This is a genomic window from Pseudomonas sp. 58 R 12 (assembly GCF_900005865.1).
GTDB lineage: Bacteria > Pseudomonadota > Gammaproteobacteria > Pseudomonadales > Pseudomonadaceae > Aquipseudomonas > Aquipseudomonas tritici.
Genome location: NZ_CVTP01000013.1, coordinates 277,858 through 294,853, shown reverse-complemented (window position 1 = coordinate 294,853; position 16,996 = coordinate 277,858). Strand labels below are relative to the sequence as shown.

Below are 16,996 nucleotides of genomic sequence, written 5' to 3'. Positions count from 1 at the left end.
CTAAAGCAGTTACACGGAGTACAGCCGTGGGAGCGTTGCCGCCTCTGGAAAAAATGGCTTGATGAAAACCATCAAGACAGTTGCTCCCACATTTGCATTGCATTCCTGCAGGGGGATTTGGATTTGTCCCACAGAGGCTGTAGGAAGGGTCTGGCAATAGGGGGGGTGCCTTGTAACGTTGCCTACAGGTAAGCCAGAATCGCCCGGCTCGTGCGTCTGGATGGGCGTCTCTAAGGTTCTCGGGCCGCTGAATTCTCAGTGGCCGGGTTTAGTAGCCCAAACAGACGAAAGTATGTGCACTGCTCCTAAAGCATGGCGTTTTCTCGCCTATCTGATGGTGGCTGTGCGCAGGGCACCTTCGGGTGCGCCGGTTTTTGCTTTCGTTCCCGGTCTACTAACCTGCGTACAGCTGCCGCCCTCGTTTAGTAGCGAATAGGTGGTGGCCCTATCAGAGAACGAAAAGCATGTTATTCACCGTCACCCCCAACCTCCCCACCGAAACCCTCGTCCTCAACAGCTACGAAACCTTCTCCTCCGTCCGCACCCTATTACTCAACCTGTCCAACGACCTCAGCGGCGAACACCGTGACGTAGCCCTGGCCATCCACCAATTGAGCGAACTCGGCGTAATGCTCGTCGGCCAGATGATCGACCGAGAAGCACCCGTGGCCTCAAGGTAAAACGCGATCCAAATGTGGGAGCGGGCTTGCTCGCGAAGGCGGTGGTTCAGTCAGCTAATGCAGCGACTGACACACCGCCTTCGCGAGCAAGCCCGCTCCCACATTGGCCGGTGATGTTTTGACGATTTGGTTATACCCCCTGGCTACGCAACCAACTCATCAACTGCGGCAACGGAAACGCCCCGCTCTGACGCGCCACTTCGCGGCCATTCTTGAACAGAATCAGGCTGGGAATCGAACGAATCCCCAACTGCGCCGACAACTGCTGATTGGCCTCGCTGTCGAGCTTGGCCAACCGGCACTTGCCCTCCAACTGCCCAGCCGCCTGCTCAAACACCGGCGCGAACGACTTGCACGGCCCGCACCAGTCGGCCCACACATCCACCAGTAACGGCAGGTCGCCCTTGATCTGGCTGGCATAGTCGCCCTGCTTCAGCTCGAAAGGCTTGCTCAACAACACCGGCTGCTTGCAACGCCCGCATTTGGGCGCGTCACTCAGGCGTTCGCCGGGGGTGCGGTTGAGGCCGTTGCAATGTGGGCAGGGGATTACAAGCGATTCGGACATCAGGGGCTCCTAGGGTGTGGCCAATGGGTTCAATCTGGAGCCGGCGCTGACGTTTATCAAGGTAAGCGCAGGCCTGTAGTGAGCGGGCTTGCCCCGCGCTGGGCTGCGAAGCAGCCCTAAACCCAAGCACCGCGATCTTCATGAAACACCGTGGCGGCTCTATTGGGGCGGCTTCGCCACCCAGCGCGGGACAAGCCCGCTCACTACAGTGCTTATGAGGAACAGCTGATTTCCAGGTGTTTGCCCCAATCCGGCGGCCGCTGCGCGTATTGCTCCATCCCCGCTTGCTCCTCGAACGGCTTGGACAGCACCTCATGCAGCCGCCGGACTTCGCTGTAATCGCCTGACTCGGCGGCGGTGATGGCGTTCTGCGCGAGGTAGTTGCGCAGGATGTACAGCGGGTTCACCGCGTGCATCCGCTCACGGCGCTGTTCCTCGCTGTAATCCCCGTCCCGTTCAACACGAGCCTTGTACAACTCAGCCCAGGCATCAAACCCGGCCAGGTCGACAAAGTCGTCGCGCAGTCGTGCCACGGCCAGCGCCGCCGACTCATCTCCCAGGCGGCGGAAGAACAGCGTGTAGTCAACGCCACTGTTCTGCATCAGTTGCAACAAGCGCTCCACCAGCTTCTGGTCATCATCTTCGGCGGTGGTCAGCCCGAGACGGCGGCGCATCAAATCCAGGTAGTTCGCCTGATACAGCGGCAGGTACAAGCCCAGCGCTTCTTTCAACGCATCGACGCGGATAAACGGCGTCAACGCCTGTGCCAATGCACTGAGGTTCCACTGCCCAATCGGCACTTGGTTGCTGAAGGAGTAACGTCCTTCATGGTCGGAGTGGTTGCAGATGAAGTGCGCGTCAAAGTCATCCAGAAACGAAAACGGCCCGAAGTCGAAGGTGATGCCCAAGATCGACATGTTGTCGGTGTTCATCACGCCGTGGCAGAAGCCATACGCCTGCCACTTGGCGATCAATTCGGCGTTGCGCTCGACGATTTCGCGGAACATGGCCAAGTAAGGCTCTGGTTGTTCGCGGCACTCGGGGTAATGCAGGTTCAATACGTGTTCAGCCAAAAGTGCCTGCTGTTCGGGCTTTTTGGTGTAATAGAAATACTCGAAATGCCCGAAGCGGATATGGCTCGGCGCCATGCGCAGCAGCATCGCGCCTCGTTCCTGCTTCTCACGCCACACCGGGGTGTCGGAACCGATCACGCACAGCGCGCGGCTGCTGGGGATACCCAGCGCGTGCAGCGCTTCGGAGGCTAAAAACTCGCGGATCGAAGAGCGCAACACGGCGCGCCCATCGCCCATGCGCGAGTAAGGCGTCATACCGGCGCCCTTGAGGTGCAGGTCCCAGTGCTCGCTGGCCTCGTTATACACCTCACCCAGCAACAGCCCACGGCCATCGCCCAGTTGCGGGGTGTAGCCGCCGAACTGATGCCCGGAATAGACCATCGCCCTCGGCTCTGCCTCGGCCCACAGCTTGTGCCCGCCAAACAGCTCGGCAAACACCGGCGTTTCGGCCACGGCCGGGTCGAGGTCGAGCAACGCCATGGCAGCGTTACTCGCCACTACCAGGCGCGGTGCGTCGAGTGGTTCGGGCAGTACGTGGGTTGAGAACGCGTCGCCCAGGCGTGCGAAGCGGTTGTCGAAGGTCAGTTCGTCGAGGGCTTTCACCGGCCATCTCCAGCAGAATGTCCGAGCATTCTGCTGGGGATAGCGGCGTTAGTCGAGTTTGCTCGGCGGAGGCTCCGGCGCATCTTCGACTTTGGCGGCTGGCGGCTCGGGGGTGTCCTGCTCAGGGGCCGGCCCGACGATGGTCTTGCGCTCGTCTTCGACCGGCACCAGCTTGTACTCCTGGCCGTGCATGTTCTTGAGGTACACCTCCATCTGCCGGAACGAGATGTTGATGTGCTGCTTCTTGAACTCACGGTTGATGTAGCGGTTGACCTCATCCAGCACGGGGTTGCGGTCGCCCAGGTCGCGCACGTGCATGCGCAGCTCGTGGTCGAGGGTGCTTTCGCCGAAGTTGAGGAAGTACACCAGCGGTTCCGGTTCCTTCAACACGCGTGGGTTTTCCCTGGCAGCCTTGAGCAACAATTCCTTCACCAGGTCCAGATCGGAGCCGTAGTCCACGCCCAGCTTCAGGGTGACCCGGGTGATGGTATCGGTCAGCGACCAGTTGATCAGTTGCCCGGTAATGAAGGTTTTGTTCGGGACAATGATGTCCTTGCGGTCAAAGTCGGTGATCGTCGTGGCGCGGATGCGGATCTTGCTCACCGTGCCCGACAGGTTGCCGATGGTGATGGTGTCACCGATGCGCACCGGGCGTTCGAACAGGATCATGATGCCGGAGATAAAGTTGGCGAAGATCTCCTGCATACCAAAGCCCAACCCCACCGACAGCGCCGCCACCAGCCATTGCAACTTGTCCCAGCTCACGCCGAGGGTGGAGAGGGTGGAGACAAAACCGATGCCGGCAATCACATACGACAACAGCGTGGTCGTCGCGTAGGCGCTGCCCTGGGCCAGCTCCAATTTGGACAGCACCAGCACCTCGAGCAAACCGGGCAGGTTGCGCGCCAGTGCGAAGGTAATGCCGATGATGATCAACGCGCCGAGGAAATCGCCGATGCTGATCGGCACCATGCTGATATTCGCTCCGGTGCCGCTGGTGTATTCGTACAGGGTGACGTTGTCCAGGTAGGAAAATACCGAGATCAGGTCCGACCACACCCAGTACAGCGCCGCGATGAAGCCGCCGAGCAAGGCCAGGCGGATCAGGCGCATCGACTGCTCGTTAACCTGCTCGATGTCCAGGGTCGGCTCTTCGATCACCGCTTCGCCATCACCGGCTTCCTTGGCGGCCTGGCGTTTAGCCAGTGCCCGCGCATAGGCCAGTCGCCGTGCCGCAACACCCAGGCCGCGTACAAAGGTGGCTTCGATCACCAGCCAGAACATCAGCAGGTACAGGGTGTTGATCAGGCGGTCGCTGAGCTTGAGCGCGGTGTAGTAATAGCCAAAGCACACGGCGATAAACAGGGCGACGGGCAGGGCGGTAAACAGCAGGCCGATCGCCTTGCGAAACAGTGAGGCTTTTTCATGGGTTGGGCTGTTGAGCAGCAGGCGACCCAGCAACCAGGCCATCAGCGCGTAGCACGTGAGCACCACGCCAATGCCCAGCACATCGTCCGCCAGCGCCGCCGGCTGGTGCTCGGCGATCGCCACAACGGCCACCAGCGCCAGCACCACCAGCCCGAGCTTGCGTATCCAGCCTTGCAGGAATTCGACCTGGGGTTTTTCCCAGCGGAAGTGCAATTCCGCCACGCCACCCGGCGCCAGGATGCGATAAGCGGTGTAGAACACCAGCCAGGCCTGGGCGATTTGCAGCAACGCAGCGCCGAGGTTGGCGTTCTGCCCACGGGCGTCGATTTGCAGTGCATAGCCGCACAGCGCCAGGCCCAGTGCTACCGGCATCGCCAGCAGGATGTTGATCAGGATGGCCTGCGGCGTGTGCCACTGGCTGTCGCGTTTGAAGTGGCCGATATCCAGGTGGACCTTGCTCAGGCGCTGATACAGGGCTTTACGTCGCCACAGCAGGGCACCGATCACCAGCAGCAGCGGCAGGAACAGCAACGGGCGCTGGGTCAGGCCGTCATACAGTTCGCTGACGCTGGAGGCCCAGGGCAGGGTGGCGACTTGCTTGCTCAAGTGCGCCGGGACGGTTTCCAGCCACTCGGTGTCGAGCGGCTTGTTGCTCGGGATCCAGAACATCTGCTCATCCAGCGTCGCCCGTAGGGTGGTGGCGGTGCTGAGCAGTTGTTTCTGGTTCAGTTGCAACGTGATGGATTCATTCAGCAGCGAGCTCAGCTCTCGGCTCAGGCGCTCCAGCAGGTCGCTGCGGGTGATGGCCAGTTCCAGCAACGTGCGGCGCAGTTGCGGGGTGACATCCTCCGGCGCCTGGTTGGCCAGCAAGTTATCCACATAGGCACTGGGCGAGCTGATCAGCTCGCGCTGCTGGTTGACCTCAAACTGGTACAGGCGAATGTTGGCGATGTCATCCGCCAGGTCGCGGTCTACCGTCAGGCGCGGCAAGGCCTGCTTTTGTTTATAGAGGATCTTGGACAGCAGCAGGCTGCCCTTGAGCACGTTGATCTGCTCGTCCAGGGCAGAGTCGCTCTGGGTCACCATGTCCAACTGCTGCTTGGTTTGCAGGTTTTTCTGGGTCAGGTCGTTAAGGCGGTCAGTGCTTTTGAGCAGGTAGTCGGACAGCTTAAGGTTGGCCGCGCTTTCCGTGGCCAGCAAGCTGCTTCCGCCAGCTTTTTGCGCTTCGATGGACTGTTGGGTCACGGTCTGCTGGGATTGGGCCAGGCGCTTCTGGTTGATCAGGGTTTGCAGGTCCTGGATTTCTTGCTCCAGACGCGCGGTTTTTTCCTGGATCAGGTCGTGCTGGCTGTTGCCCAGGTCTTGCAGTTGGCTGTTGCCTGCCAGTTCCTGGCGGCGTAAGGGGATCAGCGCGTTCAGGGCGGCAAGTTCGGCATTGAGTTGGTTGCGCTGGTCGCCGCTGAGGGTTTTACCGTTGTCTTTGCCGGCCTTGAGGGTCGAATTGATCTGCAGGATGCGCGTCTGGCTGCTGCTGATTTCGGTCTGGGCACGCTCGGGGCGGGTTTGTGCGGCAATGGACAGGCTGTTGGCGTCGGCCAGTTCTTTCTGCAGGTCGCCCTGCTGGGTGCTGCGCTGCACCAATAGTTGCTCAAGCTGCGGCACCGGCAACGTGGCGTAGCGCTGGGCGACCGGGATGATCTTGGTGGCCTTGAGCCGGGTCAGCTCGCGCTGGTTGTCGATGGTCTGTCGCGGCGCGTCTTCCAACTGGCGTTTGAGGTCGACCAGGCGCTGCTCGTAATCCTGTTTGTTGCCCAGGTACGTCAGGGTCTGTTGCAGGATCGTCTGCAATGCCTTCATGTCAGCGTCGGGCAGCTTGCGGTCGGGCAGCTTGTCCAGGGTTTGCTGGATGGCGTCGGCGCTGGGCGGGTCGGCGGCGTGGACGGTGCCGACACAGAGGGTCAAGCCCAGCAGGGCAGTGGCGAGAAATGTGCGCAGAGTTGGCATAGAGACCGGTCGAGCGAAATGAAAAAAAAGGGGGCGAACTGTCGCCCCGCAGTTTAGAGGAAGAGTCCGGGGCCCGGGCGACTTCCTTCGGGGAATCTGACGCCGACTTTGCCGATCTTGTTCCCGTCCATGACCGCGACGGTCCAGATGGTGTTGTTCCACTCCACCTGGTCGCCTACGACTGGCGCACCGCCGACTTTCTGGGTGATGAAGCGGCTCAGCGGCATGTCCGGGTCAATGCCCTCCAGCTTCAAGCCGTACAGGGCGGAAACCGCGCCCAGCTGGGCGTCGCCTTCCAGTACGAAGTCGCCGAAGAAGCGCAAATCCAAACCGCGTTGCGGTGCCTGGCTGAACAGCTTGCCCAGGGCCGGCAGGTTGTGTTCGTGGCCGATCACGCAGAGCAGATCGCCAACTTCCAGCACCGTACTACCCGACGGATGGAGCAGTTGCTGGCCACGGAACAACGCCGCGATCCGCGTACCTTCGGGCATTTTCAGCTCACGCAGGGCGGCGCCGATGCACCATTTTTCTGCGCCCAGGCGGTAGACGAACAGCTCCCACTCGCTGGTGACATGCACTTCCAGGGCCGCACGGGAGATCGGCGCCGGGTCCGGCGGTACGGTGACTTTGAGCAGCTTGGCCACCCACGGCAGGCTCGTGCCCTGCACCAGCAGCGAGACCAGCACGATAAAGAACGCCAGGTTGAAGTACAGCTGTGCATGGGGCAGGCCGGCCATCAGCGGGAACACCGCCAGAATGATCGGGACCGCGCCGCGCAGGCCGACCCAGGCGATAAAGGCTTTTTCGCGGCCATGAAACGCCTTGAACGGCAGCAAGCCGACCATCACCGACAGCGGCCGAGCAAACAGGATCATCCACAGTGCCAGGCCCAACGCCGGCAGGGCAATGGGCAGCAAATCATGGGGCGTGACCAACAGGCCCAGCACCAAGAACATGCCGATCTGCGCCAGCCACGCCATGCCGTCGAGCATATGCAAAATGCCATGACGGCTACGCACCGGGCGGTTGCCGATCACCAGGCCGCACAGGTACACGGCGAGGAAGCCGCTGCCGTGCAGGGCGTTGGTCAGGGCGAAGACGAACAGGCCGCCGGCAATCACCAAAATCGGGTACAGGCCGTTGGCCAGGTTGATGCGGTTGACCATCTGCAGCATCAGCCAGCCGCCGCCCAGGCCGACGATACCGCCGATGCCGAACTCGCGGAGCAGGTGAGTGAGCAGGCTCCAGTGCAGGCCGGTCTGGCCACTGGCAATCATGTCGATCAACGTGACCGTGAGGAACACGGCCATCGGGTCGTTGCTGCCGGATTCAATTTCCAGGCTGGCGGTCACCCGTTCGTTCAGGCCCTTGCCGCCGAGCAGCGAAAACACCGCGGCGGCGTCCGTCGAACCGACGATGGCGCCAATCAACAGGCCCTGGATGATATTGAGGTCAAACAGCCAGGCCGCAGCCATACCGGTGAGGCCGGTGGTAATCAACACCCCCACCGTGGCCAGCGACAAGGCCGGCCAGAGTGCCACGCGGAAACTCGCGACCCGGGTGCGCAAACCGCCGTCGAGCAGGATTACGGCCAGGGCGAGGTTGCCCACCAGGTAGGCGGTCGGGTAGTTATCGAAGATGATGCCCCCGCCATCCACGCCGGCGACCATGCCCACGGCCAGGATGATCACCAGGATCGGAATACCCAGGCGGGACGAAAGAGAACTCACCAGAATGCTCGCACTCACCAGCAACGCGCCGATCAAGAACAGGCTGTTGATGGTCGTCGCATTCAAAGGCAGTACTCCATGAGCAAACAAGACAGGGCGCAAACTGACCATGCAGTCTGCGTGCCAGCGATTCTAACCTGTTGAATTGCTGCGCTGTCAAAAAGGTTTTTCTGATTTTCGCAAAGCCAAATGTGGGAGCTGGCTTGCTTGCGATGGCGGCGTGTCAGGCGCTAGAGGCGCTGGCTGACACATTGCTATCGCAGGCAGGCCAGCTCCCACAGGGATAGGCGTCGTCAGGCGAATCTTATTTCAGAGACGGAACCGCCCCACCATCCCATTCAAATCCACCGCCAACCGTGACAGCTCATTGCTCGCCGCACTGGTCTGGCTGGCGCCGGTCGCTGATTGCACCGACAAGTCGCGGATGTTCACCAGGTTGCGGTCCACTTCACGCGCCACTTGCGCCTGTTCTTCCGCCGCGCTGGCGATCACCAGGTTGCGTTCGTTGATCTCGATGATCGCGGTATTGATGGTATCCAGCGACATCCCCGCGCCTTTGGCGATGTTCAGCGTCGACTCAGCGCGTTCGGTGCTGTTGCGCATCGAATCCACCGCATGCTCTGTACCCGCCTGGATACTTCCGATCATCCGCTCGATTTCGCTGGTCGACTGCTGGGTACGATGGGCGAGTGCGCGTACTTCGTCGGCAACCACCGCAAAGCCTCGTCCGGCTTCACCGGCGCGCGCCGCTTCAATCGCGGCGTTAAGGGCCAGCAGGTTGGTCTGGTCGGCCAGGCCGCGAATCACGTCGAGCACCTTGCCGATATCGCGCGACTCATTGGCCAGGTCGCCGATCAGCGTGGCGGTTGCCTGTACGTCGCCGCTCATGCGTTCGATGGCGCTGACGGTTTCCTGCACCAAGTCACGGCCATCACCGGCGGAGGTGGTGGCGTTGCGCGAAGCTTCGGAGGTGCTCACCGCATTGCGTGCGACTTCTTCGACAGCGCTGGTCATCTCATTGACCGCAGTGGCGGCTTGTTCGATTTCGTTGTTTTGCTGGGTCAGGCCACGGGCGCTTTCGTCGGTGACCGCGTTCAGCTCTTCGGCAGCTGACGCGAGCTGGGTAGCGGAACCGGCGATGCGTTGCAGGGTGTCGCGCAGCTTGTCCTGCATCTTGGCCATGGCGGCCAGCAGGCGCCCGGCTTCGTCGTTGCCGTCGACTTTGATCGGGCGAGTCAGGTTGCCTTCGGCCACTTCTTCCGCCGCTTCCAGTGCCTGGGAAATGGGCAGGGTGATGCTGCGGGTCAGCAGCCAGGCGAACAGGAGGGTCAGCAGCGTGGCGATCACCAAGAGGCTCACCACCATGTTGAAGGCCATTGTGTATTGGTCTTCCGCCTCCTTGTTAGTCGCCAGGGCCATCTTGTTATTGATGTCCAGCAGGCGCGTGAGCACGGCGTTGACCTGTTCGGAGTTGCTCAGCAATTCGTTATTGAGCAGGCTGCGCAGCTCTTCCACCTGATTGGCCCGCGACAGGCTCTTCATGCGTTCTTCAATCTGATGGTACTGGCCAAGCAAGCGCACGTAGTCGTCGTAGGCCGTACGCTCTTCGCTGCTCTCGATCAGTTTTTCGTAGATGCCCTGGGCCGTGCGAATCTGCTGATTACGCACTTCAAAGGCTTCCAGCGTCTTTTGCTGAACCTCCGGCTCACGGTTAGTCAGCAAGCGGTACGACAGCACCCGTAGGCGCAACGTCAGTTGGGTGAACTCATCGAGGGCGCGAATGCTCGGCACGCTGGCCAGGGTGATGTCTTCGGTAGCGGCTCGTATCTTGCTCATCTGGTTCAGGGCGAACACGCCAAGAAACAACATCAACGCGCCGATAAACGCGAAGCCGAGGAAGGCCCTCGGAGCGATATTCATATTACGAAGCGACATGGGGGAATCCTGGGGGAGAGCGCGATCCGTGCGGCCATGAGACGGTGTGTCCCTCTCTATCGGTCGTACGACTAAAGTCTAAAGGGGCGTGTGCGTTTTTGTCGCACCTGACGAGGGGCTTGGTCGATTCAGGAACCAGATCGGGTAAATGCAGTCACTAAGGCTCGAAAGTGCGGCCCGGCCCTTAAAAATCGGGCTGCGCGCCAGGGATAACCCTGGCATCCGAGGTGAATTTTCTTTATCGTCACCGCCCTTTGAAAAGCCAGAGAAATCAAAATGTTAGAAGCATCCCTCAGCCAATTGGAACAACTCGTCAGCGACTTGGTACAACAAAATCAGGATCTGCTGGGCACCAACGAATCCCTCAAGGCGGAATTGGCCCGCGCCAAGGATGAGAACGACAGCCTGCAACTGAACCTGATGGAGCAGGAAGAAAAGCACGGCGCTACCGCCGCCCGTATCCAGGCGCTGGTTGAGCGTGTGAGCGCAGGGCCTGTCAGCGCATGAGTGAAGGGATAAAGGTCGTTTCGATTCTCGGAGAGGATTACTCGATCAAGGCACCGGCCGGGGAAGACAAAACCCTGATGCACGCCGTGACCCTGCTCAAGGCGTCCCTTGCCACCACCAAGAAAAAGTACCCGACCCTGATCGGTGACAAATTACTGGTGCTGGCGGCGCTGAACCTGTGCGCCGAGCAGATCGAAATGCAGCAGGCTCACCAGCAGGAACTCGACCGTTACCAAGAGCAAGTCAGCGCCACGGTCGATGTGATTGCCAAGGCGATCGGAACGCCTTAGAACCACTCATCCTGCATGCCGAGGCACGTGTCATCGCGTGCCTCCAGAATTGCCAGTTCATGATGGCAGCTCGGTACTTCCCAGGTCAGGAAGTACCGGGCGGCCTGGAGCTTGCCTTTATAAAAGGCCACATCCGCCGCATTGCCCCTGGCCAATCCTTCTTCGGCGCGAATCGCCTGCTCCAGCCAGCGCCAGCCAATCACCGTATGCCCGAACACCTTCAAGTACAGCGCCGAATTTGCCAGGCTGCTGTTGACCTTGCCTTGGGCGAGATCCGTCAGCAGGCCGATGGTGACGCTTTGCAGGCGGTTGACCAACTGTTCCAGCGGTTCCCTTAGTGCGGTCAGGCTTGGGTATTCCTGCGCCCGTGCACCGGTTTCGGCAATCAGTCGTATGAGTTGCTTCAACCCCGCGCCGCCGTTCTGCGCGAGCTTGCGCCCCAGCAAATCCAGGGACTGGATGCCGTGGGTGCCTTCGTGGATCGGGTTCAGGCGGTTGTCGCGGTAGTACTGTTCCACCGGGTACTCGCGGGTGTAGCCATGGCCGCCGAGAATCTGGATTGCCAGTTCGTTGGCCTTGAGGCAGAACTCCGAAGGCCAGGATTTGACGATGGGCGTGAGCAGGTCCAGCAGTTCGTGGGCGTGCTTGCGCTCGGCTTCGGTTTCCAGGGTGGTGGTGTCGTCGAACAGTCGTGCAGCGTAGAGGCCAAGGTCGAAGGCGCCTTCCACGTAGGATTTTTGGGTCAGCAGCATGCGCTTTATATCCGCGTGCTGAATGATCGAGACCGGCGCCGTTGTGGGGTCTTTGCTGTCGGGCAGGCGACCTTGTGGGCGTTCGCGGGCGTATTCCAGCGAGTAGAGGTAGCCGGCGTATCCGAGCATCACCGCACCCATGCCGACGCCGATGCGTGCCTCGTTCATCATCTGGAACATGCAGCTCAGGCCCTGGTGCGGTTTACCCACCAGATAGCCGACGCAACTACCGTTATCGCCGAAGTTGAGCGCGGTGGATGTAGTGCCGCGCCAGCCCATCTTGTGGAACAGCCCCGCCAGCAGCACGTCGTTGCGCTCGCCCAGGCTGCCATCGTCGTTGACCAGGAACTTGGGCACGATAAACAGCGAAATACCCTTCACCCCGGCGGGCGCATCCGGCAGCTTGGCCAGCACCATGTGCACGATGTTTTCCGACAGCGGGTGGTCGCCACCGGAGATGAAAATCTTGTTGCCCTTGAGCCGGTAAGTGCCGTCCGCCGCAGGTTCTGCGCGCGTACGGATATCCGACAGCGACGAGCCCGCATGGGGTTCGGTCAGGGCCATGGTGCCAAAGAAGCGGCCGTCGATCATCGGTTGCAGGAAGCGTTGTTTCTGATCGTCGGTGCCGAAGCTTTCGATCAGGTTGGCGGCGCCCATGGTCAGGAACGGATAGGAAGTGGACGCCGCGTTCGCTGACTGGAAATGCGCAAAACACGCTTGAGAGAGCAGGGTGGGCAGTTGCATGCCGCCCGCTTCAAAGCTTCGGGCTGCGTTGAGAAACCCGGCCTCAAGGAAGGCATCCACCGCCGGTTTGACTTCTGGAATCAGGATGGCTGCACCGTTCTCGTAGCGCGGTTCGTTCTCGTCGTTCTTGCGGTTGTGAGGGGCGAAATACTTTTCGGCGATGTTGCGCGCGGTACTGATGGCCGCATCGAAGGTTTCGCGGTTGTGCTCGGCAAACCGCTCGCGCTGGGTCAGGCCCTCGGCATCGAGGACTTCGTACAGCTCGAAAGCCAGATTGCGGGAACTGAGCAGCGTCTCGGACATGGCGGCTTACCTTTGGAGGAATTGGCCTGAGTCTAAGTGCGCGAATGGAGGCTGGATAGCAAGATTGATCTGGGTGATGGAGGGGCAAAACAACAGCGCAAGGCGTGCACAGTCCATGTGGGAGCTGGCTTGCCTGCGATGGCATCGCTGCGGTCTGTCAGTAGCACCGCGTCGCTTGCATCGCAGGCAAGCCAGCTCCCACAGGGGGAAGGGTTTAGCCGATGGTCATCAAACTGGCGTTACCGCCCGCTGCAGCAGTGTTGACACTCAGCGCACGCTCAATCACCAAACGCTCCAGCGCAATCGCCGTTTCGCCTTGCGACAAACCATGCACCCCAACAATCGCGCCACCACGCTGGGCCACTTGCTGGCACACCGCACGCAGCTGGTCGGAATCACCGTGATGCAGAACCGCGTCAAACACCACTTCATCCTTGGTCCAGTCGGCCACGCGCTTGATCTTCGCCTGAATTTCTTTAGGCAGGCGTGAGAACAACGCCTTGGTCAGCTCGGTTTCCGGCCATACCGCCGAACCGCCCACCGCCAATACCGCCGCCAGTTGAGTCAACAAATCGCCTTCCACGTCCGCCAGGCACAGTACGTGCTCGCGGGGCAGGATGGCGTAGCTGTTGCGCTCGCCGGTCGGCCCGGCCAGTTGGCGGGTGATACCGCTTTGCGATTGCGCGGCGTACTGGCTGCACAAGGCACTCAGTTCGCTGAACTTATTGCTGTCGGCCCAGGTTTTCAGGGCGGTCAGCGGCTGGCTCATGGCGTCGCGCAGGCGCACGTCCGGTGCAGCCAATGCGTCGCCACGTACGAAGGATTGCTCGATGGCATCCGTAGGACGCATTGACAGCAGGCGGTACAGGTACAGTGGGCCGCCGGCTTTCGGGCCAGTGCCCGACAGGCCTTCGCCGCCGAAGGGTTGCACGCCGACCACAGCGCCAACGATGTTGCGGTTCACATAGACGTTACCGGCATTGACGTTGTCGATCACCTTGGCGATGGTCTCGTCGATACGCGTGTGCACGCCCAGGGTCAGGCCATAGCCGGAAGCGTTGATCTGGCCGATGAGCTGGTCGATCTCTTTGCGCTTGTAACGCACCACGTGCAGTACCGGGCCGAAGATCTCGCGTTGCAGCTCGTCGAAGCTTTCCAGCTCGATCAGGGTTGGCATCACGAAGGTGCCGCGCTTGATTTCTTCGCCGTCGGCAATCGCCACTTGGTAAACGTTGCGACCTTTGTCGCGCATGGCCTGGATGTGTTTCTCGATGCCGGCCTTGGCTTCGGCGTCGATCACCGGGCCGATGTCGACGGACAGACGTTCCGGGTTACCCAAGCGGCATTCCGCCATGGCGCCCTTGAGCATTTCGATCACACGGTCTGCCGAATCTTCCTGCAGGCACAGCACGCGCAGGGCCGAGCAACGTTGGCCGGCGCTGTCGAAGGCCGAAGACACCACGTCGATGACCACTTGTTCGGTCAGCGCCGAGGAGTCGACGATCATCGCGTTCTGGCCGCCAGTTTCGGCGATCAGCGGGATCGGACGGCCCTGGGCATCCAGGCGACCGGCGACATTGCGTTGCAGCAGGCGCGCCACTTCAGTGGAGCCAGTGAACATCACGCCTTTGACGCGATCATCACCGACCAGGCGCGCACCCACGCTCTCCCCCTGACCCGGCAGCAATTGCAGCACGCCTTCCGGAATACCGGCTTCGAGCAGGATGCGCACGGCTTGGGCGGCCACCAGCGGCGTTTGCTCGGCAGGCTTGGCCAGTACCGGGTTACCGGCGGCCAAGGCCGCGGCGACTTGGCCGCTGAAAATCGCCAGCGGGAAGTTCCACGGGCTGATGCACACCACCGGGCCCAGTGGGCGGTGGGCGTCATTGGTGAAATCGTTGCGCGCCTGCACGGCGTAGTAACGCAGGAAGTCCACGGCCTCGCGTACTTCGGCGATGGCGTTGGCGAAGGTCTTGCCGGCTTCGCGAGCCAGCAGGCCCATCAGCGGTTGGATCTCGCCTTCCATCAGGTCGGCGGCGCGTTCCAGGATCGCGGCGCGTTCGGCGGGCGGGGTGGCCTGCCAGATCGGACCCGCGTTGATGGCGCACTGGATAGCGTTGTCGACGTCTTCGACAGTGGCTTCCTGCACATGGCCGACCACATCACGCAGGTCGGACGGGTTCAGTACCGGTGCCGCTGCTTCATTGCTGGAAGCGCAACCGAGCATCGGCACCGCTTTCCAGTTGTTGTGAGCGGTGGCCAGCAGGGCGCAGGACAAGGAGGCCAGGCGATGTTCGTTGGCCAGGTCGATACCGGCCGAGTTGGCGCGGTCGCTGCCATACAGGTCACGCGGCAAAGGGATGCGCGGGTGCGGCAGGCCGAAGCCGCCTTCCAGCGTAGCCATTTGCTCGATGCTGGCCACTGGATCGGCCACCAGCTCCTGAATCGAGATGGACTGGTCGGCGATACGGTTGACGAACGAGGTGTTCGCGCCGTTTTCCAGCAGGCGACGTACCAGGTAAGCCAGCAATGTTTCGTGGGTGCCGACTGGTGCGTACACGCGGCACGGACGGTTCAGCTTGCCTTCGGATACTTTGCCTACAACCTGCTCGTACAGCGGTTCGCCCATGCCGTGCAGGCATTGGAACTCGTACTGGCCGGGGTAATAGTTCTGACCGGCGATATGGTAGATGGCCGACAGCGTGTGGGCGTTGTGCGTGGCGAACTGCGGGTAGATGACTTCCGGCACCGACAGCAGCTTGCGTGCGCAGGCAATGTAGGAAACGTCGGTGTAAACCTTGCGGGTGTACACCGGGTAGCCTTCCAGGCCTTCAACCTGGGCGCGCTTGATCTCGCTGTCCCAGTACGCGCCTTTTACCAGTCGGATCATCAGGCGATGGCGGCTGCGGCGTGCCAGGTCGATGACGTAGTCGATCACATACGGGCAACGCTTCTGGTAGGCCTGGATCACGAAACCGATGCCGTTCCAGCCGGTCAGTTGCGGCTCGAAGCACAGGCGCTCCAGCAGATCCAGCGACAGCTCCAGGCGGTCGGCCTCTTCGGCGTCGATGTTCAAACCGATGTCGTATTGCTTGGCCAGCAGCGTCAGGGACAGCAGGCGCGGGTACAGCTCATCCATCACGCGTTCGTACTGCGCACGGCTGTAACGCGGGTGCAGTGCCGACAGCTTGATGGAAATGCCCGGGCCTTCATAAATCCCACGGCCGTGGGACGCTTTGCCGATGGAGTGAATGGCTTGTTCGTACGAGGCCAGGTACTTCTGCGCATCGTGCTCAGTCAGCGCGGCTTCACCGAGCATGTCGTAGGAGTAGCGGAAACCCTTGGCTTCGAACTTGCTCGCGTTAGCCAGGGCTTCGGCGATGGTTTCGCCGGTGACGAACTGCTCGCCCATCAGGCGCATGGCCATGTCGACGCCCTTACGGATCATCGGCTCGCCGCTTTTGCCGATGATGCGGCTCAAGGACGAGGTCAACCCTGCTTCGTTATGCGTGGCGACCAGTTTGCCGGTCAGCAACAGGCCCCAGGTGGCGGCGTTGACGAACAGCGATGGGCTGTTGCCCAAGTGCGGGTGCCAGTTGCCGGTGCTGATCTTGTCGCGGATCAATGCGTCACGGGTGCCTTTGTCCGGGATACGCAGCAGCGCTTCGGCCAGGCACATCAGCGCCACGCCTTCTTGGGAAGACAGGGAAAATTCCTGCAGCAGGCCCTGAACAATCCCGGCACGGCCGCCGGCACTTTTCTGGTTACGCAGTTTTTCGGCGATCGAGGCGGCGAGCTTGTTGGTGGCTTCGGCCATCGAGGCCGGCAGGCGAGCCTGCTCGATCAGCATCGGCACCACTTCCGGCTCAGGGCGGCGGTAAGCGGCGGTGATCGAGGCGCGCAGTACGGACTGCGGCAGGATGCTCTCGGCGAACTCAAGGAAGCACTGGTGGGCGTGGTCGTTCTGGACCTCGCCTGCGTCGTCTGCCTCCTTGCTGCTCAAGCCATTGAGTTCAGTCAGGGTTGCACCACCCTCCAGTTTCTCCAGGTAATTGAAAATCGCCTGCTTGATCAGCCAGTGCGGCGTGCGATCAATGGAGGTCGCGGCAGCCTTGAGGCGCTCGCGGGTTGGGTCGTCAAGTTTGACCCCAAGGGTGGTCGTAGCCATTTTCTTATCCTCATGGGTGCCACTACCGAGTGGCATCAGCTGGCGGCAAGATTAGCTTTGCGCATGCATAGGTGCAACCGGGTGCAACCCTTTTTATGCATGAAATTTTCGCACGGGTACCTGAAATAAAATGGACCTCAATGGAATCGGCTCTGCCTTGGTGCGTTTGCTTCTGAGTTTGGCTGTTCTTGCTCCGAAAAGTAGCAAAAACGGG

Annotated in this window: 9 protein-coding genes and 2 pseudogenes; 3 read left to right on the top strand and 8 right to left on the bottom strand. The window is 61.1% G+C overall.

What is annotated here, in order from left to right; all coding sequences use genetic code 11:
• Positions 1–464: 464 nt before the first annotated feature.
• On the top strand, positions 465–680 hold the full coding sequence (locus BFP95_RS07585; protein WP_065879846.1) for a DUF6124 family protein: 216 nt from the start codon (positions 465–467) through the stop codon (positions 678–680).
• A gap of 130 nt (positions 681–810) precedes the next feature.
• On the opposite strand, the gene trxC is transcribed toward BFP95_RS07585, so the two are convergent.
• The 6 genes and pseudogenes from trxC to BFP95_RS30280 form a co-directional block, all read right to left on the bottom strand.
• Positions 811–1,245 (bottom strand): thioredoxin TrxC, encoded by a 435-nt coding sequence (gene trxC / locus BFP95_RS07580; protein ID WP_065909722.1) that lies wholly within the window; start codon positions 1,243–1,245, stop codon positions 811–813.
• A gap of 212 nt (positions 1,246–1,457) precedes the next feature.
• Positions 1,458–2,921: a protein adenylyltransferase SelO gene (selO, locus tag BFP95_RS07575; RefSeq protein ID WP_065875285.1), complete on the bottom strand. Its 1,464-nt coding sequence runs from the start codon at positions 2,919–2,921 to the stop codon at positions 1,458–1,460.
• Between the two features lie 48 nt (positions 2,922–2,969).
• A complete protein-coding gene (mscK, locus tag BFP95_RS07570; RefSeq protein WP_065909720.1) occupies positions 2,970–6,353 on the bottom strand; it encodes a mechanosensitive channel MscK in 3,384 nt (1,127 codons plus the stop codon).
• Positions 6,354–6,406: 53 nt separating this feature from the next.
• A complete protein-coding gene (locus BFP95_RS07565; protein WP_065909718.1) occupies positions 6,407–8,149 on the bottom strand; it encodes a potassium/proton antiporter in 1,743 nt (580 codons plus the stop codon).
• Positions 8,150–8,392: 243 nt separating this feature from the next.
• Positions 8,393–8,992 (bottom strand): annotated as a pseudogene (locus BFP95_RS30285) (methyl-accepting chemotaxis protein); the annotation flags it as partial.
• A 303-nt stretch (positions 8,993–9,295) separates the two neighbouring features.
• Positions 9,296–9,952, bottom strand: a pseudogene (locus BFP95_RS30280) (MCP four helix bundle domain-containing protein); the annotation flags it as partial.
• Positions 9,953–10,294: 342 nt separating this feature from the next.
• Between BFP95_RS30280 and BFP95_RS07555 the strand changes: the two are divergent.
• Together BFP95_RS07555 and BFP95_RS07550 are read left to right on the top strand one after the other, a co-directional pair.
• Complete coding sequence (locus BFP95_RS07555; protein WP_049710369.1) at positions 10,295–10,525, top strand: hypothetical protein; 231 nt, start codon at positions 10,295–10,297, stop codon at positions 10,523–10,525.
• A complete protein-coding gene (locus BFP95_RS07550; RefSeq protein ID WP_065875281.1) occupies positions 10,522–10,815 on the top strand; it encodes a cell division protein ZapA in 294 nt (97 codons plus the stop codon). Before BFP95_RS07555 ends, BFP95_RS07550 begins: the two co-directional genes overlap by 4 nt.
• Here BFP95_RS07550 and BFP95_RS07545 read toward each other — a convergent pair.
• Both BFP95_RS07545 and putA read right to left on the bottom strand, forming a co-directional pair.
• Entirely contained in the window at positions 10,812–12,614 is a 1,803-nt protein-coding gene (locus BFP95_RS07545) for an acyl-CoA dehydrogenase (RefSeq protein WP_065875280.1), read from the bottom strand. The two genes, BFP95_RS07550 and BFP95_RS07545, sit on opposite strands and share 4 nt — an antisense overlap.
• Positions 12,615–12,828: 214 nt before the next feature.
• On the bottom strand, positions 12,829–16,782 hold the full coding sequence (gene putA, locus BFP95_RS07540) for a trifunctional transcriptional regulator/proline dehydrogenase/L-glutamate gamma-semialdehyde dehydrogenase (protein WP_065909714.1): 3,954 nt from the start codon (positions 16,780–16,782) through the stop codon (positions 12,829–12,831).
• Positions 16,783–16,996: the final 214 nt, after the last annotated feature.

Excerpts from the sequence above, each read along its gene's own strand:
- mscK (WP_065909720.1), bottom strand. The coding sequence starts at position 6,353 with ATGCCAACTCTGCGCACATTTCTCGCCACTGCCCTGCTGGGCTTGACC.
- BFP95_RS07555 (WP_049710369.1), top strand. The coding sequence starts at position 10,295 with ATGTTAGAAGCATCCCTCAGCCAATTGGAACAACTCGTCAGCGACTTG.
- trxC (WP_065909722.1), bottom strand. The coding sequence starts at position 1,245 with ATGTCCGAATCGCTTGTAATCCCCTGCCCACATTGCAACGGCCTCAAC.
- BFP95_RS07545 (WP_065875280.1), bottom strand. The coding sequence starts at position 12,614 with ATGTCCGAGACGCTGCTCAGTTCCCGCAATCTGGCTTTCGAGCTGTAC.
- putA (WP_065909714.1), bottom strand. The coding sequence starts at position 16,782 with ATGGCTACGACCACCCTTGGGGTCAAACTTGACGACCCAACCCGCGAG.
- BFP95_RS07585 (WP_065879846.1), top strand. The coding sequence starts at position 465 with ATGTTATTCACCGTCACCCCCAACCTCCCCACCGAAACCCTCGTCCTC.
- BFP95_RS07550 (WP_065875281.1), top strand. The coding sequence starts at position 10,522 with ATGAGTGAAGGGATAAAGGTCGTTTCGATTCTCGGAGAGGATTACTCG.